Raw genomic sequence first — 21390 nt, 5'->3', positions numbered from 1 at the left:
TAAAGCTAAAAAGCCCAGTTTTAACTACTCTAAAAAGAAGAAAAAAGCAGTTTAAGACTGGTTTTTTAGTTGGCTTAGACTTGCTTGTAAACTAGAGAATATTTTTAAGCAAGAAAAAAAGGGCATCCAAAAATGCCCCTAATTTTCTATATTTTGTGCAAGCATCCTGTTAAGGCTCCTTGCTGGCTTACAATTGTATCACTATCATCTTGGAATACTCGAAAAGTAAAGACTTGCTCCCCTTGATTCAAATATAGTTCAACAAAGGAATTGTCTACAAATATATCGACCTTTTGCAAGTTCAAAATACGAGTGCTTCTTTTTTCACCGTAGCCTACATCAATTTTTTTGGCCAAATTATCACGAGAAACAGTTGCCAGTTTAGTTTCCGTATCGTACTGAAATTCCCAATAATCAGCAGCTGAACCGATGGTAAAATTGAAACCTTCTGTTAGCTCCAGCCAATAGTTGCGACTTTCCGTTTTGATTTTTGGACGTTTGACCGCCTGCTTTTGTGTAAAAACTTCAATTATTTCTGAAGCGGGATAGCGTTTGAACTTCCCTTGTACTAGTTGCATTTGTTGAGGAAAGGTAAGTCCGTGCAGCCAGCCAACTTGAACTGGGTAATCAGGTTCACCACAGCCAAACCAGCCATAAAGCAGCGGCTGCTGATGTTCTCCTAAAAAAGCTTGAGGAGCATAAAAATCGAAACCGGCATCCATTTGGTCCCAATAGTCAGCATGGAAGCAGCGATTAAGAATGTCTAACTCTCCTACAGCATAAATAGAAGCAAAGCGATTGTTGAAGCGTTCGTCTTCAGGAGCTATTCCCATTGGAGACAAGAACAAAATATCCTTCCCGTCTATTTGAATTAAACTTGGACACTCCAGCATATAGCCCGTTGGCAAAGGCAGATCGATTAACCCTTGATAACTCCAGTTCAATAAATCATTACTTTGATAAAGAAGTAATACGCCTTGATCGCCAAAACCTGGTTTTTCTTTGTCAGTAAATTTACTGCCGCCTAACAGCATGTAGAAGCAGCCATCTCTTTCAAAAACAAAAGGATCTCGTAATTCACCTGACAATCCTGGAAGTGTCCCCTCAATTACAGGTTCGGTTCGTTTTCGAATCCGACCTTCCTTATCCATAATAGCTACTGCTTGCTTAGGAATTTTGCCGGCTTCAGTTTTATAATTTGCCGTGTAAAACAAATAGAGTTCTCCTTGAAATTCGATGGCGTTTCCAGAATAGCAGCCATTTTTTTCATACTCTTCAGTAGGCGAAAGAGCTATCTCTTGCTTAGACCAGTCAACTAAATTCTCCGAAGTGGTATGGCCCCAATGTTTCAAGCCGTGAATTGGAGCAAACGGGTACCATTGAAAGAACACATGGTACTTTCCGTTAAAATAGGCCAACCCATTCGGATCATTCATTAGACCCGATTGCGGATAAATATGATAGTTGGGCAAATAGTGGCTACTGCTTACCTTTGCCGCCAGCTTTGCCAATAAATTCCGTTTCTCCTCTGTATAAACATTCGTTTTATGATCGATTAATAAGTTTTGCACTTAGGCCTTCACGTCCTTTACTGGATTTGGTATGCCGATTTCTGCACCTGATACGCCTTTTACTTTATGGTAAATGAATAAGAAAAAGATCGGTAAAGCAAAAGACAGCAAGCAGCCTATTACATAATGAATAACGACTGGTGGATTAACAATGGTCACTCCGGGAATACCTGTCAAACCAAACCCAAGAGCCTTCACATCGAAAATCTTCATGTACGCTCCGCCTATTCCGGCTCCAGCAACTGCAGTCAGAAATGGTACTACTGAATCCTTCAAGTTTACTGCGAAAATAGCCGGCTCACTCACTCCAACTAATGTCGGAATAAAGCTGGAAAAAGCAATTTCACGTCGCTTAGATCCTTTTTTGGCTAGGAAAAACATTCCCATCGCAGCTCCCCCCTGAGCAATAATGGAAACCGCCCACAGTGGTTGAATATAATTAAATCCTGTTTGAGCTAATAACTGTGCTTCAATTGATCCAATCATATGATGGGTTCCAGTAATCACTAATGGCTGCAGCAACGCCGCAAAAATTCCCGCTCCAAAAACTCCGGCCTTCACATATAAGAAATCCGCTGCTGTACCAATTCCCGAAGCAACCAAATCCCCCAAAGGACCAAAAACTAAAAACAATGCCAATGATGACACTAAAATAGTAACTGCAGGAACCACAATAAATGTCAGCATCTTTGGTGTGTATTTAGTAATGAATTTTTCAAACTTCGCCATAAAAAATGAGCTTAAAATTGCTGGAAAAATCCCTCCTTGGAAAGCCACCTGCGGAACACTAAATCCTACAATATTCCAATATGACACATTCTCAATGGTTCCCTGCATGTATTCAAAGCGATTCCCTAAATCTGGATGAACCAAAATCAACCCTAAAATAATCCCAAAGACAGGATTTCCTCCAAAGCGCTTAGTCGCCGAGTAGGCCACAAAGACCGGCAGAAAATTTAAGCCAGTAGCAATAATGTTTAGAAAGCTAGCAGTATCAGCCGCCCAAGTGTAATTATCAGCTAAGCTGCCTTCTAACCCAAACAGACCGGTCGTAATAAATAGTGAACGGACTCCCAAGAGCATTGCGCAGCCAACAATTGCTGGAATAAGTGCCACAAAAATATCAGAGAAGGCTTTAAAGAATTCAAACAATTTATCCTTCCAGGTTTCAGGTGTTTGCGATTGTTTCGACGGTTCAAAGGAATGATTATCTATGTTGCTTTGTTGAATAAAGGCTTCATAAACACGTTCCACTACTCCAGTACCAAAGACAATTTGCAACTGTCCTTTATTGAAGAAAACACCCTTAGCGCCTTCAAGGTTTTCCAGTTTTTGCTGGTCATAGGTAGTCTCCTTTAAGGTTAAACGTAAACGAGTCACACAGTGAGTGGCATGCAGGATATTTTCTTGTCCACCTACGGCTTCAATAATTTCACTTACTACTCTTTTGTAATCCATTTGATCTCCTCCTTATTTTTTGGAACGTTCCAACTTTTCTATATTATATACTTGGAACGTTCCAAATTACAAGCGTTTCCACAAAAAAACTACAAAAAAGTTGAAAAAATTACTTCAACTCCCTTGTAGTTTTCAAATTTAAGAATTTAACTGGCAAGATATGTTTCGTTTGAGAATCCTTGTTTTTATCATAATTCACTAGTTCTTCCACACTTATTTCAGCCATTTTTTTGATATCTTGAGCGATAGTAGAAATAACTAGGGGCTGATTCTGATAACTCTTTGCGCCATCAAAACCAATCAGCTGAACGTCATCGGGAATATTCCAAGACAAACGTTGAAAAGATTCCATGACGTATTCTCCGTAACGATCGGTTACTGTAAAAATTCCATCAAAGCGACAGTCCTCTTGGTAAGCTTTTTGTAAGTATTGATCAATTCTTTTAGAAAAATCTTTTGAATTCCCTTTGTCTAAGTATACTTCATAATCAATCTTTTTATGCTTACAATAATCAATAAACCCATTCATCCGTTCGTAAATTCCCAGATTATTCGGCAGCTCTCGTAAAATCATCAAAAGACGGTGAGCCCCTCTTTTGTATAGCTCTTCCGCTGCTAATCGAGCCCCTTGGAAATTATCACTCGTCACAAAAGGAACTTGCTGGTTAAAATAGCGTTCAATGGAAACAATCGGCACATTTGCAGTGATATACGGATCAATATCACTGTAGGAAATCGTAATAATTCCGCGAACCTTCTCCTCCTTAGCCATTTTCACATAGTCTAGTTCTAAATTGTAATTGTTTTGTGAATTACACAGCAGCATTTTTAAATTTCTTTTTTGCAGCTCCAATTGAATATAATTGGTTAATTCCGCAAAAAAGGGAGTCCAAATGGTCGGTAAAATAAATGCAATCGTATCACTGGTTTGTGTTTTTAACGACCGAGCTGCTTGATTAGGAACATAATCCAGCTCCTCAATGGCTTTCTCGATCCTTTTCGCCAGTTCTTCTTTAATTTTCACGCCGTTTATATAATTGGAAACCGTCCCTCTTGAAACCTTGGCTAGTCTAGCCACATCATTCATATTTGCCATGGTTGACCTCCTTACACCGTGTCATTATATCATGAAAACTTCGGTTAACCGGGCAAATTAGGGGAAATTCTTATTGATAAAATGAGAAAGAATTGAAAATTAAAAAGAAAAGTTTGCGATGCAGTTATCTGTTTGGAGGGAAATTTCTATCAAAGAAGGTTGGGAAAACAAAAGAATTTATTCAGCAGTTTATTGATCACTGAACAAAAAACGGAGGAGAGTCTGCACAGGTAACACTGCTTTCATCAACATACCCTAAATAATCGCAGATTTACATTTGTAAAATACAGGTGTGAGAGCTGATGGTTCTCACACCTGTTTCACTTTTATCTAGCAAGTTCACTAACTAGTAAGTCTATCTAATCTTGATTCTGATCAAACGTCTTTTTGCTTTTGAAAGATTTTTTACCCAAGTTCCCTCTTTCTAATGGACAAAATCATTTTCCAGATTCACGTTTTTTGATTCTGATTATGTCTGCTGGCTTTTATTAACTGTCAGCGAACTTCTTTTTAGGCTGGCTTTGTTTCTTGCCACCTTCATTAAAAGCTTCAGCAGTCTAAGTTTTTGTTTTTCTCTTCGATTATCTCCCACAGCTGCTTGCGCAATCTCATAAAGCTGTTGATTTTGCAAAAGCCATTTTACTCTTCGGTATTTTTTCAAGGGAGAACCTAACCGTTTTTGACAATCCCTTAGTTGACGAATGATTCGCATTACCGTGTCTTTGCAATAGAACTCTCGGTGTCTTGGATGAAGCGGCGACATTCCTAAAATCACTTGACAGATTCGCAGCAAGGTCTCTTCTTTGACACTGTTTGACTGAAGTATTAATGAATTCTTTCGTGAATCGTAGTGGTGATAGAACGCTTGGTCCAAGGCAACAATCTCTTGCGCTTGAGAAATAGCTTGAACTGAAAAAAGCAAATCGTCCAACACAGACAAGTCTTCTTCAAAATATAAGTCCTGCTCCAATAAAAATTCTCGTCGCAGTAATTTATTCCACAACGGTTGGATTAAACCTTGCCGATAGTTCTTATAAAACGGCTGCCTAACAAATTCTCTTTGGTTTCCTTTAAAGGAAGAGGGCGTTTGATTTTCTAAATAGTTTCTCCTTTTGTGCCAATGAATACCAAATAAAATCATATCCGGCAATTTTCCACCTTCACCACAGTCACAAGCAGCCATCAGAAATTCAATTCCACGGCTGTCGAGAGTACCATTGCTGTCCATAAACAACACATACTCCCCTTGAGCTCTTTTTAAACCATAATTTCTAGCGGCATTTAGCCCGCGATGAGTTGATTGATATACCCGGATGCGAGAATCCTGCTTCATTTTTTCGATCAAAGTTTTCAGTAATAGCTCGTTGTCACCCTCATTAATCACCAAAACCTCGAGATTAGTATACGTTTGGGCGAGTAGTGAGTAGAGACAAGAATGAATTTTATCAAAATTGTCATAGGTGGGAATTATAATTGAGACTAGCTGTTTTTTATTCATATATCTGCTCCTTACAACTAGCTTTTCTAGCTGATCCAACTTATTTTCACTTAATTAAATACAGCGAGTGATTTCTCGCAGTCTTTAGGCTATTCTGCCTGCAATAGCTGATTATGTAAGTCCATCTTGTTTAGGACTAGAAAAATGTACAGGTCAAAAAAGTAGGGAATTATATACTAATCAGCGTACTGACAAAGCAACTATACCGCCACAATCAATTACTTGTTTATCATTAATACAACAATGAGTTCACTTAAATTGGCGGCTGCAAACAAGCTGGTTTCTCCCTATTTTTATTGCATAGGTCTGCATCTCTTGGCTAAAAAGATCTTGGGAAGGATAGTATTGTCTGTTTGCAGCAGTTTGTTTGACAGTACACTGTAGTTGTTTACATGAGTAATTTGATTCACGTTATCTATATATTGGCGTAAAATCCCCCAAAGAAGACAGCCAATGAATAGAGAATAAACCACTCATCCTTGAATACCAACTATTCAACATATTGATCATCAATTTATCTAAAAAAAGATTGTTGAATCACCCCATATATAATCATTCTATATCAATTCGTTAATTTTAAAAAGAGTTTTTTATCTAAATAGATAAAACTTCATTTTTTTAAAAGAAAATAGAGAAAATGAATCTATTTTAATCGTGTTAATTAGAATAAAAATATGTTAAACGAATCTAATGAAAAAGTTAAACTTTTAGTGAGCTCGCCTAATATCCGACCTATTTAACCTAGAAATAAGTTACCTAAGTATTTTAAAGCCTCCTTTTACGATTAAATTACTCAACAAAATAATGGAGAGAAAAAATATCCTGATTTCAACGTAACCTGCATTACACAAATCTGATCTTTTAACATTTTTTCAAGGCATCCCTCCCACTTGAATCGCGCCATTAAGAAATATTTTTTTGTGAATGATTGAAAAGTAAGCTGATCTTTTGAAGTAAAAAAGCAGTTGCTTCTCACTAATTCAATTGATTTTTCTTTTTGGCTTGTCCCACTGTTTTTCAAGACACAAAAAACGACCTAAAAGAAGTTAAACTCTTTTAGGTCGTTCTGAGATTTTTGCGTTTATACTGTTGCTTCTGCTTCCTTTAAGTTCGCCAATTCTTCGTTAACTAATCGTTTATCATACGAACGGATAAACGGCAAGTAGATGATGAAGGCCACCACTGCGCAGATAATTGCTACAACTGCGGCCTTCCAGTCGCCACCTGTACTGATGAATGCACCGACGCCAACTGGTGAAGGCCAAGGCATATTGGCAATAACCGGGCGAATAATTTCTAACTGAATTGCAAAGTAAGCAATACTTGCAGAGGCCATTGGTGCTAAGAAGAACGGAATAGCTAAATATGGATTATAGATCAATGGTACACCGAAAATTAGCGGTTCATTGATATTGAAAATTGCTGGAACCAACGCTGCTTTTCCTAGCACCTTCAATTGTTCTGATTTCGCCATGTAAACTAGGAAGAAACAAAAGCCTAATGTAGCTCCTGAACCTCCAACCGTTACAAAGGCATTATTAAACTCACCCGCTAATGGAATATGTGCACCATCAGCATTCATTGCCATATTACCCAAAGTAATTGGAGTAATCAGTGAGAAAATGATATTGGCTCCGTGAATACCTACTAACCATAAAGCATGGACTAAGAAGTAAATGACCATAACTCCCAGCCAGCTGTTGGTCAATCCCGTAACGAAACCAAATGGAATAGCAACTAATTGGAAAATATCTGTATTAAAGGCGACTAAAATTCCGACTAAAATCAATACAACAAAGGCGACTAAGAAAGCAGGAATCAATGCAGTGAAGGCACGAGAAACTCCTTCAGGAACTTGCTCCGGCATGCGGATTACCCAGTTTTTTGCTACACATAAACGATACAATTGGACAGCAATCACCGCCATAATAATTCCCGTAAAGATTCCGACAGTCCCTAAACGAGCGACTCCGTCACTGCCAATTGCCCAACCGTTGATAATTGCTTGTTCTGCGTCGTTCACTCGTACCATTGAACCGTTCTCAAATACTAATTGTGGAATGGCCATGAAGAATGAGAACAGCGAAAGTAATGCGCCAGTAATTGGTGCCATGTTCAAATCTTCTTCTTCTGCGATAATTTTTGTATATTCATACCCCAAACCAACACAGAAATAAAGAGCCAATATTCCCATTGTTGTACTATTGGCTAACATGTATAATTCACTAACTCTAAAGAAGGTTGAATTGAATATATTTTCTAAAAAAGGAAATGTCATCGGCAAAATATTAAATACTAAGAACATCGAACCAACAATGGTAAACGGGATGGCCCCCATCCCAGCACCCATAATCGCCCGCACAATTTTGAACTGTGCTAACTTTCCTAAAGGTCCCATCAATGTTTTTTCTAAGAACGTAAATAACTTGCTGTTTGATCCGTCCATACTTCTATTCACTCACTTTCCTAATTGGTTTTCGCAAACTCCTTAATGTAGCTGTAATGTTTGTCCTTTTGTAAATAAATCCGGCGTATTCGCTGAATACAAAAAGCAGACAGTACTATCCCGACTAATAAAATAGTGACTAGGGCTGCTCTAGCTTGAGAAGAAACCGTCAAAAAAGGATACAACCGTTGAAAGCCTCCTTGGGTGAAGCTTATGACTAACATCACCAGATTCATCCCCAATTGAATCGATTGATAAAACTTATGATGGCGTAACTTTCCCTGGATTTGGTCAGTCATATCTCCATAAAGCTTTGCGTGTTCAGCAATTGCTGGCAGCGTTAAGATCAGCAAGCTTGCCGGCAGAAGGCCATACCAACTGCGGCTCATCCACAGCATCAATAGCCAATACAGATTACTGAAGAAGAAAGCCGCCAATAAATAGCGCAGGATCAAAAAACGATTGTAGCGAAAATTTTTCATAGCTGTTTCTTTTTTTAACTCAGCGGTTCCTTTTTTACTCAAGCCTCTCAGCACCTTTCTTATTTAATCGCTGCTTGGCGCTGATACAAAACCAGCATTTCAGCGGCTACTTCTTTTAAAGTCATGGTTGTCATCAAATGATCCTGCGCATGAACCATGATAATTTCCATTTCAATTTTTTCCCCACCCGCATATTCCTGCAGCAGTCCGGTTTGAGCTTTATGAGCCTTAACTAGCGACTCGTTGGCATCGTCTAATTTTTGCTGTGCGGCATCAAAGCTTCCGTCCCGCATGTGTTGAAATGATTCGTGTACCAAAGTTCTGGCATCGCCGCTGCTCAAAATAATTTCAAAAGCGATTTCTTGTAGTTTTTCTGAATCCATCCTGTTCACTCCTGCCGTTTCTCTTCTATAGACTTTCAATCAAATTTGCAATAAACTCCTGGTAATCTCTACTTGCTACGAGTTTTTTCCGAAAATCATCGTCTTCAATAATCGGTACCAGCATATGGCTGACCTTTTCTAATTCCACCCGTCCCAACTTATCTGGCGACATCAAGAATATCAACTGAATGTCTGGATACTCTTCTTCCCAAAATACTCCCTTCGGTACAATCGCTGCCGCTACATAAGCTTCCTCCGTAACGGCCTCAATAGGGTGCGGCACTGCCAAGTAAGGCGAAAAAGCTACCGAGCTGTAACTTTCTCGCAAGCGAAGCTGTTGACCGAAGGCTTCCTTAATCGGCGTTTGCTCCACTGCCTCCAGCCGATCAATCAGCTGATCCAAAATTTCCTCTTTGGTGGAAGCAGTCTCCAGCTGGAGAAATAATTCTGGGCGAAAGCATTGCTGAATCAAAGCGATTTGCTGCGCTTTTTTCTCAGCATCTGCACCGCTATCATTCGGTATCAGACAATGAGCTGGCATAAAACCGGATAACTCATGATTAATCTTTTTAATATCTTCCTCGCCAACAAAAACACTGACATAAACAATTGGTGTATGATGAATCACATTAGGCAAATTGATTGAAGAAATAATCAAATCAATCTGATCCAAATCCTGATCGGCAATTTCGTAATAGCTGATCACCTTATCAATCAAAATTTTTGAACCAAATTCCCGCTCTAGACGATTTTTGATCATTTGTGAACTGCCTAAACCAGTGGCACAAATTACCAGCACTCGCGCCTTTTGATCCTTGTGATAACGTTCCACTGCAGCTGTCAGATGAATAGTTAAATACGCCCATTCACTTTCAGTAATTTCATAAGATTGAAAAATCGGCATTTTGGATAAATACTTAATTGTCAGCTCTAATAGCTCACCATAATGCTGACGAATTTCCTCTAGCAATGGATTCTCAATGCTCATATTATTTTGCAGCCGTAGTAAAAAGGGCGTGAAATGCATCATTAAGCCATCGATCAAGATCGTATCCTGCTGCAGCTGGTAGCCTGTTTCCTCATCCAAAGCTGCTAATGCCTCCAACAGTTGTGCCTTAATCTCAGCTTCTGTGTACTTTGTTTTTTGGAACACTCGTTTAGCGGTAAGCTTATTCCGCAAATGCAAGGCAATATAATTGGCCTCTTCTTGGGGAAATGCTACTGACATGCTTTGGGTAATTCGTTGAACAATTCGCAAAGCCGTCTGGTACTCCACCGAATCCTCTGGCAGCTGAATCATTTGCGCATATTCAATTTCAAAGCCTGCTTGTAGTCGCTTAATCGCCAAGCCGATATGCAGTACAATATTGAAAATAATAAAGTCCGACAGTTTTAAGCGAGCCTCGCGGCATTCATCTAAAACAATAATCACAATCTCTTCAATACTGATTCCATCCAGTAGGTTGGTGTAAGTAGAAAAGGTGTAGATATTATCCTGCAGGCGCTGCAAGAAGAAATAATTCATAATAAAATGCCGAATATTTTTCTCGCTGCCTACCACGAAAATCCCACGATTACTTTTACTGCTTAATTCGATCTCATAAGGCTTCAACAATTTTTTGATCTCCACTAAATCATTGGAGACCGTTGAGCGAGAGACATACAATTCTTCTGCCAGATTATCAACGTACACCGCCTTTTGCTCAAAGAACAATTGATTCAGAATATAATACTGACGGTCCTGCGCTTCATGGATCGCTCCTTTGTCCTTTGAACAATGCTGGGACTTGGTTTCCTGCAAATAAAATACTTGAAAGCTGTCCTGATTTTCCACTATTAAACGATAGCCGTAGCCCTGCTTAGCCTCAATTGTCCCCAGACCTTTTTCCTTCAACGTGTCTTCCAACAAATGCAAGTATTTTCTAGCTGTGCGGTCAGATACTCCTAAGCGGACGGCCATCTCCTGACTGGTTAAATAGTCAGGCTGGTTCTCATATAGCAATTTAAGAATGTGGGTCTCTTTTTTACTCAACATGTTGATCAACCTTTATCTAGATATTTTCTTCCACAAGTTTCCCCATTTTTTCGATTCCCATTGGTATTGGCACATAGGCCTGTGGCGGAATATTAACGATTGGTTTATTGGTTTTGTTGGCTGCTTTTTCCAAGTTGGCAAAATACATTTTCGTTTGCGGGCTGACTAAGTATAGATCGTATTCATCTTTAGCAATCGTCGTTGCCCCTTGTGAAGCCGAAGTCGCATCCAATTCAATTTCTTGTCCTTTTCCTTGTAAATATTCGGTTGTTTTTTTGGCAATCACTGAAGATGACATGCCGCCTGCGCAAATAATTAGTGCTTTTTTCATGATAAATTCCCCCGTAAGTTGTTGTTTTTTCCTTTAAACTCTCGTCTAATTAAGCTCTACCCCATTACTGGCAATTACTTTTTTATACCAGTCAAAAGAAAGTTTTTTACTACGCGCTAAAGTACCGTTCCCTTCATTGTCTTTGTCGACATAAATAAATCCATAGCGTTTTTTCATTTCACCGGTACTAGCTGAGACTAAATCAATACAGCCCCAAGGTGTGTAGCCCATTAATTCTATACCGTCTTCCACTACTGCTTTAATCATTTGCTCAATGTGTGCCTTTAAGTAATCAATCCGGTACTGGTCATTAACAGTACCATCTTCCTCCTTAACGTCAATCGCTCCAAAGCCATTTTCTACAATAAACTGCGGCAGTCGGTAATGATCTGCAAACCAGTTCATCGAATAGCGCAGGCCTTCAGGGTCAATCTGCCAGCCCCAGTCAGACGCTGGAACAAACTCATTTCTCACCAAATCGCGAGATTCGTCGTAATCATAGGTCTCATTGCCTGCCTGATGTTCAATTGCAAAAGACATGTAATAGCTGAAGGCAATATAGTCAATCGTACCTTTTTTCAACTCTATTAGGTCCTCTTCCGTAATATCTAGGTCAAAGCCCTTACGGTTAAAGTAAGCCTTCATGTAGCCTGGATATTCGCCGAAAACATGAACATCAGTGAAATAGTAGCGTTTTTCCATCGCTTTTTGAGCCATTAAAATATCAGCCGGTTTGCAGGTTTTCGGATATATCGGCACCATGGCAATCATACAGCCGATTTCAAAATCTGGATTAATTGCTTTACCGATTTGAACCGCTTTGGCACTAGCTACCAGCTCATAGTGAGCCGCCTGATACATGATCTGTTCCCGATTATCGCCTTCCTGAAAGATGATTCCAGAATTAGTGAACGGGGCGAAATCTTCATTAAAATTGGCTTGATTGTTAATCTCATTGAAGGTCATCCAATATTTTACTTTATTTTTATACCGTTGGAAGCAAACCTCGGCAAATTTCACGAATAACTCGATGGATTGACGATTGGTAAAGCCTCCGTATTTCTTCACTAAAGTAAAAGGCAATTCAAAATGCGATAACGTAACTACCGGCTCGATACCATACTTCAAACACTCATCAAACAAGTCATCATAAAATTGCAAACCAGCTTCGTTCGGCTCTGCTTCATCCCCTTCAGGAAAAATTCTTGTCCAGGCAATTGACGTTCGGAAACACTTGAAGCCCATTTCTGCAAACAAAGCAATATCTTCCTTATAACGATGATAAAAATCGATTGCTTCATGGTTCGGGTAATTTTTGCCTGCCACAACCCCATCTGTAATTTCACGAGGTATACCTGGTCCACCCATCGTCATGACATCGGCAACGCTGATTCCTTTGCCGCCTTCCTGCCAGCCACCTTCCAGCTGGTGTGCGGCTACTGCCCCGCCCCATAAAAAATCCTCTGGTAATCCTGTCATTGCTTCACCATCCCTTTTCTTTCTATGTCCTTAGAATAATGGATAGCGCTTTCTTTGGGAATACAGATTCTTTCCTTAGCACTACGGAAGGTTGTTCTTATCGCTACAAATAACCCCTAAAACTGATAAAGTCAGATTTTATTTAGAATTACCATTCTTTCTTATCGTTATAAAAAGAAAGAATCTATTTAGTAAAATACTCCATAGAATCACAACAAAAAACGAGCAATCCTCAATTATCCACTACGATAAATAGGATTACTCGTTCAATAAATGGTTCTATTTTTTAAAAAATTTTTCTTTTTTTAATGAAGATGCAGATAGTACTAATAGAATTAGGCTTCCTAGCATCGCTAACCAACTAGTAGCACTCTCCCCCGTATGAGGTAATACTGATTGCTTCACCTCAGCAATTTTCTTCACTTCCTGTTTTTCCCCTAGAGAAATCACTTTAGGCTCCGCCTTTGCTACTGTTTGCGGTTGAGGGGCGGATACCGTTACCACGTTTGGTACCACTTTCACTTCTTCTGGGGTCTCTTCTGTCAATTCAGGCTTCTTAGGCTCTTCTGGTGCAGGTGCAGGTTCTGGTTTTGGCTCTGGTTTTGGCTCTGGTTTTGGTTCTGGTTCTGGTTTTGGTTTTGGTTCTTCAATAACTACCGGCGCCTGATAAGTGTACGAAAAGAAAGCACCAGTTTCTTCCTCTTGATTATAACGTATATCAAAAGAAGATACATTTTTGTAGGTATAAGTCAGCCAATTGAGCATATCCGTATCTCTAGTATTGTTGTTGTCAATCTCACCAATCTTAATATATCCAGCATTTACTTTGTAATAAAGCTTATTATCTTTCAAGACATAGAAATTTTCAACATTACAGTTGTCAAAAATATCAATGCTTTGCCTTAAATCGATATCAGTGAAATTAAAGAATCCCGAAAGCTCTACTGGGCTAGAAGTTAAATTATCTAAAAAGGAATAGCCCATTGTGACATTTTTTATTCCTTGGAGGGATAACCCATTTTTTTTATAAATAGTTAATTTAGGAATATGACTGTAGTAACTACCTGGTAAAATCTCCCAGTTTTTTACCGTTATTTTCATATCGATAGCTTTCCCATTATAACTACCAACATTTTTATAAGTGACAGTGATAGCGCCAGTTTGGGAGTTCAAGTCAAACGCAAAGCTGCTCGAGCCTTCTGTATAGTTGCCTGTAACCTCAAAATCCGTTACCTCATCAAAATTAGGCATGAAATTATAATCAGAGGTAATGGAGGCATTCTCGTCAGTGATAGCCTTCTCATGATCAACAATTTTTCCATCATTATTTGTATCAAGATAACCTGAAGAACGTGCTTCCTTAGCAGCAAAATTTTCAATTTGTGTTGGTTTTGCTGATGGGGCATTTTGAGATTCTGGTTCAGTCAAAGTATCTGAACTTATTTCTGATTCTGCTATTTCTTTTGGCTGCTCAGCTACCTCTTCTAAATTGCTATTATTTAAAGTTTCTGAAGTTTCAATTACAGGTACTTCCTCTACCGCAGCCGTTTCTTCAGTTGGTTCAATAGTTGGTTCAACAGTTGGTTCAATTTCTGCTGGCAAAACTTCGGTTTCTTCTACTATTGCAGGCGCTTCCACAAATTCAGCAGTTACATTGCTTTGACCAGTTTCGTCAACACTTGCTTCACTGGCTAGTGAAGCTGTCGGAAAACAAGCAATCCCTAGTACAGCAATTGAAAATAAATATACACTCTTTTTTAACATTTTTTCCCCTTCCTTCTAAATGAATTATCTCGTTAAATTGATTAGATTTCTTACTTTGTGTTTTTATCATCCCTGCGCATTTATATTTGCTGATGGATAATTAGTAGTTTCCAAAAAATGATAACAAGAAATTCAGTTTACTTGCCCATTATAACAAAATACTTTTCGAAATACTATATATTTATGAAATATAAACACCAAAACATCCGAATAACTTTATAAGGAAATAGAAAAGCCTCTAATATTAAAAATAATTATAAATAATATAACTGTTCAAAGTTATGAATTTTGTTTTCAGGAAACAATCAAAGATAACTAAATTATAGCTTAGTAAAAAATGATAAATGCTCTATTTTTTCATCAGCCAAAATACACACAGTAAAATAGATTACTTACTCTTTTAGCGCAGAATTGAAGAATAATTGAGCCATTCGGTGATTATACATCTTTTCTATAAAAATATTTCATCAGGAATACATAGAGAATTATCGTTAAATGACAAAAAATTATTGTTTAACGATAATTTTTTGGTATACTATAGGTGAGGAGGCGAAGGAAATGGATTTAAAAAAATCGCGTGATACATTTTGGGTAATTGATGGGCTATTTAAACTATTAGCGATTGGAAGTTTGGTTATGGGTATTTATCTAGCGGTGCAATTGCTTATTTATGATCATTCAGTTGTTTCAACTACTGATAGGTTGGTAATTTTAGGCTTTTTTTATGACGGTGACCTGACTGCACCTCAACAGGCCATCACTAGTACGCTGAGCATGTTGCCACAACTTTTAGTTTGGGCCTTTGCTTTTTGGTTAGGAAGCAAAATTTTCTATGATTTATCAGAAGGTTTGACCCCATTTTCCGAAATCATGTATAAAAGGGTTGGTCGAATTGCCAAAGCTATTTTGTGGCTGGGCATTCTACAGCCAGAAATTTACTCCTTGTTTGCTTCATTCGTATCAGGTAAATTCTATTGGTCAATTAGCCTCAATTTAACCTTGGTTATGGGCTTGGTCCTCTACAGCATCAGCGCCATTTTCCGTTACGCAATTTCTCTGCAGGAGCTGGCTGATGACACAGTGTAAGGAGGTAGCAGCATGCCGATCATTGTTCACTTGGATCGTATGATGGCCGAACGAAAAATCAGCTTGAAGGATTTGGCTGAAGAAGTCGGCATCACCAACGCAAATATGTCAAAATTAAAAACAGGCAAGGTCAGTGCTGTTCGTTTCTCTACCTTAGAGGCTATCTGCGAAGTATTAGACTGCCAACCCGGAGATTTGTTTGAATATCGAAGACCTTAAAAAAGGATTGGCGTTTTTGCCAATCCTTTTACCCAACCATTTTTATTTTAGTCAAATCACCACTACACAATTGCTCTAAGTTCCGGAATATTTTTTCTGCTGACCAATCCCACCATTTTATTTCCAACAGATAATCGATCAGCTCTTCATCAAATCGACGATGCAGATCGATTTGGCTCCAAAGCAAAGCAGCTCCAATAAAGGAACCCGCAAGCATAGTGGGACTTCGATTAAAAAAATATTTAAATTTCGCGAAGCTGTCCCGGTGATTCGAGTATGATATTCTGTATCAACATAATCTGGACCTACCTTGTAGGGCTGAACCTTAAAACCCTGTTCCTGTAAAAGCTGAAGCAGGCCTGAGGTTATTGTTGTTTTTCCTGAGTGGCTGGAAGCTGCCGCAATATTTGCTGTGCTGCTGGACATTCCTTTAGCTACTAGCAATTCAGAGCTCACTTGAATTCGAGTTTTATTTAGGTGAGGCTGGAACAAAAAAGTAGAACTATTCTTCCGTTGAGATATTAGTTTTATTGCGAGAATGATACTGTTCCATTCCCTTGTAAACTGCCCGTTTGACAATAAAATAAATAGCAATCAAAAAAATGACGGGCGGAATTAGCATAAAAAGTATTCCAGAAACAACCATTAGATTCCCAAGTTCTGTAGTGGGCATTCGAATCGTCTCCTTTTTATTTTATTATACGATAAATCCCTCACCTACTAACTTTAGATGAGGGATTTTTGCCTGTATTATTTATGCAGATTCTCGCTTAATCAAAGTTAAGTTTAGCTGAGACTGATCGATCTCGTAGGCTCGCTCCTCTAAGGTTGCAATCATCAAATTGGTAGATTCTCTACCAAGGGCTTCTACTGGTTGAGCGATGGTGGTTAAGGGAACTGCTAATACATCTGTAAAGGGCTGATTATCAAAACCCAGAATAGCCAAATCCTCTGGTACCCGTTTTCCAGTCTCTAGATATTCTTTCAAAATGCCAATCGCTACTTCATCACTGCTGGTAAATACAGCATCGGGACGACTTGTTTCAGGCAACGCCAGCATTTTTCGTGCTACCTGCTGACCATCTTGAATTGTGTGAACCTGTTTAAAAATCCAATCAATCTTCATTGGCAGCTTGTGTTGGTTAATTGCTTTCTCAAAACCTTCTGTTCGAGAATTCCCGTGTCCGCCGGTTGTCAACGTTCCTCCAGTACAATAAGCAATCCGTTTGTAGCCTTTTTGAATCAGATAATCCACCGCTTCAAAACTGGCAGCCGCCTGATCGGTATACAATTGCGGCAGCTTAGATCCCGGGATTTCTTCATTGCATAAGACAATTGGGCCATACTCTTGATAGGCTTCAATTTCTTTGGGATCTCCTTCAATTGAACACATAATAAGACCTGAGATAACGTGCTGCTTCAACATTTCCAGCATATTGATCTCTGCATTCTGGTCATCATACGTCTGCATTACCAAAACATTGTACCCTTTAGCCTTGGCACATTTTTCAATAGCATCAACCAGCTGAGAGAAAAATGGATTGACAATGCGGGAAACTAAAATCCCAATCATTTTTCCTTTTTTTGAACGCAGCTGAGTTGCAACCGTACTAGGACGATAATGAAGTTCTTCCATCGCCTGTTGAATTCTTTTTCGTTTATCTTCTGAAATATATGGATGCTTGTTTAAATATCTAGAAACTGTTGAAACAGAAAGTCCTGCTCGTTTCGCGACATCTTTGATTGTTGCCACACTTTCCACCACCTATGGTATCGATTTCAGTCTAATGATACGGGGTTTTACCCTATTTGTCAATATATTGAGGGAAAAGACAGTTTAAGATCTGATGAATCAATAAAATAAGATCCAAACCCTCTGAGTAACGTTGGTTTGGATCATGCATTTTAATTTTTCTGATTAATCACTTTGGAATTCAACAAGTCTATCAACTCCAAACCAGTATTGATTTTCGAATAAATCGAGCAAACGACAAAACGTTTCCGGCCCGCAAACTCTACAAATTGGTAGCGGCGTGAAGACGCCGGAATATGGTGATGCCCATGGATAGCTCCGATAATCTGACATTTTTCAAATAGCTTTTCCAATGCTGCTTCTGAACAAGAATAAGCTGGATTGTAAGCTTCACTTTTTGGCGACAGCATACTCAGTTCGTTAAACAACGGCGCATGGGAAACCAAAACCGTTGGCCGCTCAGGCTCTTGTCCCACCAAATTTTCTAACGTCCGTAAAATAAACGTTTGCTGCGACTTTTTCCGCTGAGTTAGTGCTACCGGGATTGTCAGCCCAATATAGCGCACTCCTTCGTAAAGAAAACTGCTGTTGTTCAGCACATGCAATTTGGGAAAACGCTGTTGCAGCTCTGTTTTAACAACTTCATAAAACGCATGATCACCTATTGGCAACAGCGGCCAAGCTTCGTCGGGATCCTTTAATAGCTGTTGAAACCATTCATAATGGAAAAACGGCTGCCATTTTTCCCATCCAGGGTCATCAAAATTCCGAGTTTCCGGCAACACGTCTACTAAATCATGATTGCCGATCGTGTAAATTCCTCGAATTTCTTCGTCGTGTACTCGAGAATCGGAGGCATCGCCCGCCAAAATATTAAAGTGCCGATTGGTGAAAGGCAGCTGCCCATCTAAGGAATGCATATCCGAAACTACATTAATCAAATTGGAATTGTCAGCTGAATGAACATTTTCAAAGTAACCTTCTAGTTCACCCGGATGAACACTGTGAGCGACATAATTTTTCCGCACCTCCGCCAGCTCTAGACCAAATTCTGAACGTAATAACGGTTTGCTGCGAACCGGCATCGTTTGATTAGCCAATACAATCGAATTTTTGATACTTTGATTTACTGCTTGCGGCAGTAGCTCCAGGCCTGGAGTGATATCTGACTGATACGATAAAACCGGCTGTGTTGGCTGGTTCATTGATGAAGTCTTACTCGTTTCTAAAAGCTGTGCATTTCGTCCATCTGTCATGATCGGCAGAGAATGGGTCAGCTGAACAACAAAATTCAAGTATTCGGAAATATACTCCGAGATGCCTGTTTTAATATTTTCACTGAACAAAAATTTCCCAGCCAAGTTGGCAGAAAGCGGACCAGTTTCATCATGCTGCAGCAGACGTCCCAGAATTTGAATCTCAAACAATGGGTTATCAAAAATTGCTTGATAGGCTTGCTGAACTTCGGGAGAATGCTCATCTACTTTTTTACCTGTTACTTGGAAAATACTCAGCATCAAATATTTTTCCAATGTAGCTTGGTGAGACTCCACATATTTCCGAACCGCTTGCGGATGCAGCAGGTATTGAATTGCTGCTCGTTGGATATAGTTTCTAGCCGTATCATAAGGAATTGCCGAATAAACAATGTCACCTTGGGAACAGATTGCTAAGGATAAATCTCTCATATTACAGGTCAGTTGAAAGTATTCATTTTTGAAAAGTGTTTTATTTACCGGACGCCGTTTGTTCTCTGGATAAAGTTCAAAACGGGTAGCCAACTCAGGGGGCAAGGTATTGGCCGGCAAAGCAGACTGCTGTGTTGGCGACAAAAAATTTTTATCTGATTTCATCATGTGTCCTCGTTCTCACTGGGTTTACTCGCATTATAATGCTTTTCCTTCACTGACTCCATATTTGATGAAAAATTGAAGAAAAAATCAGAGTTTTTGTCGTATTTCTTCTATTATATATGTATAAAAAGCGGTCTGATTCTTGTCGGACCGCTTCTTTACAATTATTCTTCCACCTGAAACCGTAAAATTGTCTTGCGTTTTTCAGGCAGGGTTTTGCGTGCGTCATTCAGATAAATTTCTCTGTGATCATGGTGACTCCGCTGCAGATTTTGGGATTGAGCAAACTGTGCCATTTTGGCAAAGGTTGCTGGTTCGTCATCGAAGGACCCGTTGTGCAATGCTTGAATACACAGTCCCTCCTCTATCGTTTCAAATTTGATTTCATCTAATAGGAGATGAGGCTTTTTCTTTTTGACTGCAGCTAAGGTTTCTTGGAATAATTCTTCGGTGACATAATCAGACTGACGAATCATCAGAGTGTACTGGAAACTCGACTTGTCTAGCAGATTGTCTGGATTAGTAGTCGTCCACAGCCCCTCCAACGGATAAACCGTGTAATCGGTGTAGCTGAACTGACCATTTTGTTTTTTGCTATTTACTGCTAAACGCTTGAAGGCCATTTTAATTGGGAAAGCCAACGAATATAGTACACCGACTCGGTCAGAAAAAGCAGCTTCGTTAGGATCACCTGCACCTTTGATAGTAATAAATTTTTGCTTAGGTATTTGGAGTACTTGAGGTTTCGTAGTAACACCATACAATTCTTTTTCGTGTTTTTTCCATTCATGCTTCATTTTTTGAATTCCTCTCTTTCTTTGATACCTTTATCTTAACAAGAGGAACTTGACAAGGAGTGTCAGGTTTGATAATTCTGCAGCATGTTTTTGATTCTTTTACTCAATTCTTGACGGATCTTCATAGGAGCAGCCACTTCCACCTGCTCACCTAGGGACAATAGGAAGCTGTACAGTTCATTGTTGTGAGGTAAATCCACGGTGACACAAAAACGTCCATCCGCCTGTTGCGAAACGTTCTCATAATATTCATAAACACGATGAGCTAAAGCTGGTGCAAATAATAGAGTGACCGCAATTTTTTCATCGACAGCCGCAGCTTGATTACTCAACACATCTGGGATTATTCTTCGCTGGAAGCTTTCGGATAAAATTTCCAGCTGTTTGATCCGCTGCAACTTAAATAACCGAAAATCTTGCCGCAGCTGACAAAACGCATATAGATACCAATCTCTGTTTTTGAAGATAAGCTTATGAGGTTCAACAATTCGTTGTTCTGTCTCCCCCTGATGCTTAGTATAACAAAAACGAACCAATTGCTTGTTAAAAATCGCCTGCTTTAAAGGATCCAACAGCTGCTTGCTCTCTAGCCCCCATTGGCTAAAATCAATCTCTAACCAGTCAGTTGCAGAGGTCTTAAACAAAGCGCTCAATTTCTGCAGCAACGCATCAGATTGTCGACTTTCTACTAATGACAGCTCCTGCAGCGCCATCAAAATTTTTTCTTGCTCTTCGTGAGAGAGTGCCATGCGGTTCAGCACATAATCCTGATTGATAAAAATACCTCCGCCTTGTCCCTGAGTGGTATAGACAGGAATACCAGCTGCACTCAAGGCATCGATGTCACGGTAAATCGTTCGGACTGACGTCTCAAACTCTTCGGCCAATTCCGGTGCGGTGGTCTGACCCTTTTCCAGTAGGATCAATAAAATATTCAATAAACGTCTGCTCGTCATAGTTTTCCCTCATTTATTTTTTCTTTTCACTAGTGTACCTTGGCAGGCAAAGGATTGCCAAGGGTTTTGAGCAAAACAAAATATCTCACAATTGCAAGAAGCGGGTCGTATGAAATCTCTTTTTTATCAAGCAAGCAGATAGCCCTGGAAGAAAATTCACGATCCAAGTAAAAAGTCAGCGAA

At 39.3% G+C, this 21390-nt stretch carries 19 protein-coding genes and 1 pseudogene; 2 read left to right on the top strand and 18 right to left on the bottom strand.

Annotation, left to right across the window (positions count from 1 at the left end):
- Window positions 1–146: 146 nt before the first annotated feature.
- The 11 genes from I588_RS06155 to I588_RS06105 all read right to left on the bottom strand — a co-directional run bounded on the left by I588_RS06155 (window position 147) and on the right by I588_RS06105 (window position 14543).
- Window positions 147–1571, bottom strand: a complete 1425-nt coding sequence (locus I588_RS06155) for a glycoside hydrolase family 32 protein (RefSeq protein WP_010758107.1) — start codon at window positions 1569–1571, stop codon at window positions 147–149.
- Window positions 1572–3029 carry a PTS transporter subunit EIIC gene (locus I588_RS06150; protein ID WP_010758106.1) on the bottom strand — a complete coding sequence of 486 codons (1458 nt, stop codon included), beginning with the start codon at window positions 3027–3029 and terminating at the stop codon, window positions 1572–1574.
- Between the two features lie 109 nt (window positions 3030–3138).
- Window positions 3139–4125 (bottom strand): LacI family DNA-binding transcriptional regulator, encoded by a 987-nt coding sequence (locus I588_RS06145; protein ID WP_010758105.1) that lies wholly within the window; start codon window positions 4123–4125, stop codon window positions 3139–3141.
- 469 nt (window positions 4126–4594) lie between these two features.
- Window positions 4595–5623, bottom strand: coding sequence for a glycosyltransferase family 2 protein (locus tag I588_RS06140; RefSeq protein WP_010758104.1), 1029 nt, complete (start codon window positions 5621–5623; stop codon window positions 4595–4597).
- 1081 nt (window positions 5624–6704) lie between these two features.
- On the bottom strand, window positions 6705–8069 hold the full coding sequence (gene celB, locus I588_RS06135; protein ID WP_016250042.1) for a PTS cellobiose transporter subunit IIC: 1365 nt from the start codon (window positions 8067–8069) through the stop codon (window positions 6705–6707).
- A 20-nt stretch (window positions 8070–8089) separates the two neighbouring features.
- Window positions 8090–8593: a hypothetical protein gene (locus I588_RS06130; protein WP_010758102.1), complete on the bottom strand. Its 504-nt coding sequence runs from the start codon at window positions 8591–8593 to the stop codon at window positions 8090–8092.
- 17 nt (window positions 8594–8610) lie between these two features.
- Window positions 8611–8934 carry a PTS cellobiose transporter subunit IIA gene (locus I588_RS06125; RefSeq protein ID WP_010758101.1) on the bottom strand — a complete coding sequence of 108 codons (324 nt, stop codon included), beginning with the start codon at window positions 8932–8934 and terminating at the stop codon, window positions 8611–8613.
- Window positions 8935–8959: 25 nt separating this feature from the next.
- Complete coding sequence (locus tag I588_RS06120; protein WP_010758100.1) at window positions 8960–10969, bottom strand: BglG family transcription antiterminator; 2010 nt, start codon at window positions 10967–10969, stop codon at window positions 8960–8962.
- Between the two features lie 16 nt (window positions 10970–10985).
- A complete protein-coding gene (locus I588_RS06115) occupies window positions 10986–11300 on the bottom strand; it encodes a PTS cellobiose transporter subunit IIB (RefSeq protein WP_010758099.1) in 315 nt (104 codons plus the stop codon).
- Between the two features lie 45 nt (window positions 11301–11345).
- On the bottom strand, window positions 11346–12779 hold the full coding sequence (locus I588_RS06110; RefSeq protein ID WP_010758098.1) for a 6-phospho-beta-glucosidase: 1434 nt from the start codon (window positions 12777–12779) through the stop codon (window positions 11346–11348).
- Window positions 12780–13058: 279 nt separating this feature from the next.
- Window positions 13059–14543, bottom strand: coding sequence for an LPXTG cell wall anchor domain-containing protein (locus tag I588_RS06105; RefSeq protein ID WP_010758097.1), 1485 nt, complete (start codon window positions 14541–14543; stop codon window positions 13059–13061).
- Between the two features lie 558 nt (window positions 14544–15101).
- Here I588_RS06105 and I588_RS06100 point away from each other — a divergent pair.
- Window positions 15102–15629 (top strand): hypothetical protein, encoded by a 528-nt coding sequence (locus tag I588_RS06100; protein WP_010758096.1) that lies wholly within the window; start codon window positions 15102–15104, stop codon window positions 15627–15629.
- A gap of 12 nt (window positions 15630–15641) precedes the next feature.
- The gene (locus I588_RS06095) at window positions 15642–15848 is read left to right on the top strand and encodes a helix-turn-helix domain-containing protein (protein WP_010758095.1); all 207 of its coding nucleotides are present in this window, start codon (window positions 15642–15644) and stop codon (window positions 15846–15848) included.
- 28 nt (window positions 15849–15876) lie between these two features.
- On the opposite strand, the pseudogene I588_RS27690 reads toward I588_RS06095, so the two are convergent.
- The 7 genes and pseudogenes from I588_RS27690 to I588_RS06070 all read right to left on the bottom strand — a co-directional run.
- A pseudogene (locus I588_RS27690) lies at window positions 15877–16005 on the bottom strand (acetyltransferase); the annotation flags it as partial.
- Window positions 15987–16274: a nucleotide-binding protein gene (locus I588_RS06090; protein WP_081633032.1), complete on the bottom strand. Its 288-nt coding sequence runs from the start codon at window positions 16272–16274 to the stop codon at window positions 15987–15989. The gene I588_RS06090 and the pseudogene I588_RS27690, both read right to left, overlap by 19 nt.
- 76 nt (window positions 16275–16350) lie before the next feature.
- Window positions 16351–16521 (bottom strand): hypothetical protein, encoded by a 171-nt coding sequence (locus tag I588_RS27235; protein WP_010758094.1) that lies wholly within the window; start codon window positions 16519–16521, stop codon window positions 16351–16353.
- Window positions 16522–16602: 81 nt separating this feature from the next.
- The gene (locus tag I588_RS06085) at window positions 16603–17601 is read right to left on the bottom strand and encodes a LacI family DNA-binding transcriptional regulator (RefSeq protein ID WP_010758093.1); all 999 of its coding nucleotides are present in this window, start codon (window positions 17599–17601) and stop codon (window positions 16603–16605) included.
- A gap of 152 nt (window positions 17602–17753) precedes the next feature.
- A complete protein-coding gene (locus I588_RS06080; RefSeq protein ID WP_010758092.1) occupies window positions 17754–19454 on the bottom strand; it encodes a metallophosphoesterase family protein in 1701 nt (566 codons plus the stop codon).
- A 164-nt stretch (window positions 19455–19618) separates the two neighbouring features.
- Complete coding sequence (locus tag I588_RS06075) at window positions 19619–20251, bottom strand: GyrI-like domain-containing protein (RefSeq protein ID WP_010758091.1); 633 nt, start codon at window positions 20249–20251, stop codon at window positions 19619–19621.
- 62 nt (window positions 20252–20313) lie between these two features.
- Window positions 20314–21207, bottom strand: a complete 894-nt coding sequence (locus tag I588_RS06070; RefSeq protein ID WP_010758090.1) for a helix-turn-helix transcriptional regulator — start codon at window positions 21205–21207, stop codon at window positions 20314–20316.
- Window positions 21208–21390 lie beyond the last annotated feature (183 nt).

It is taken from the genome of Enterococcus pallens ATCC BAA-351, assembly GCF_000407485.1.
GTDB lineage: Bacteria > Bacillota > Bacilli > Lactobacillales > Enterococcaceae > Enterococcus_A > Enterococcus_A pallens.
This window is presented reverse-complemented; position numbering and strand designations above follow the sequence as displayed.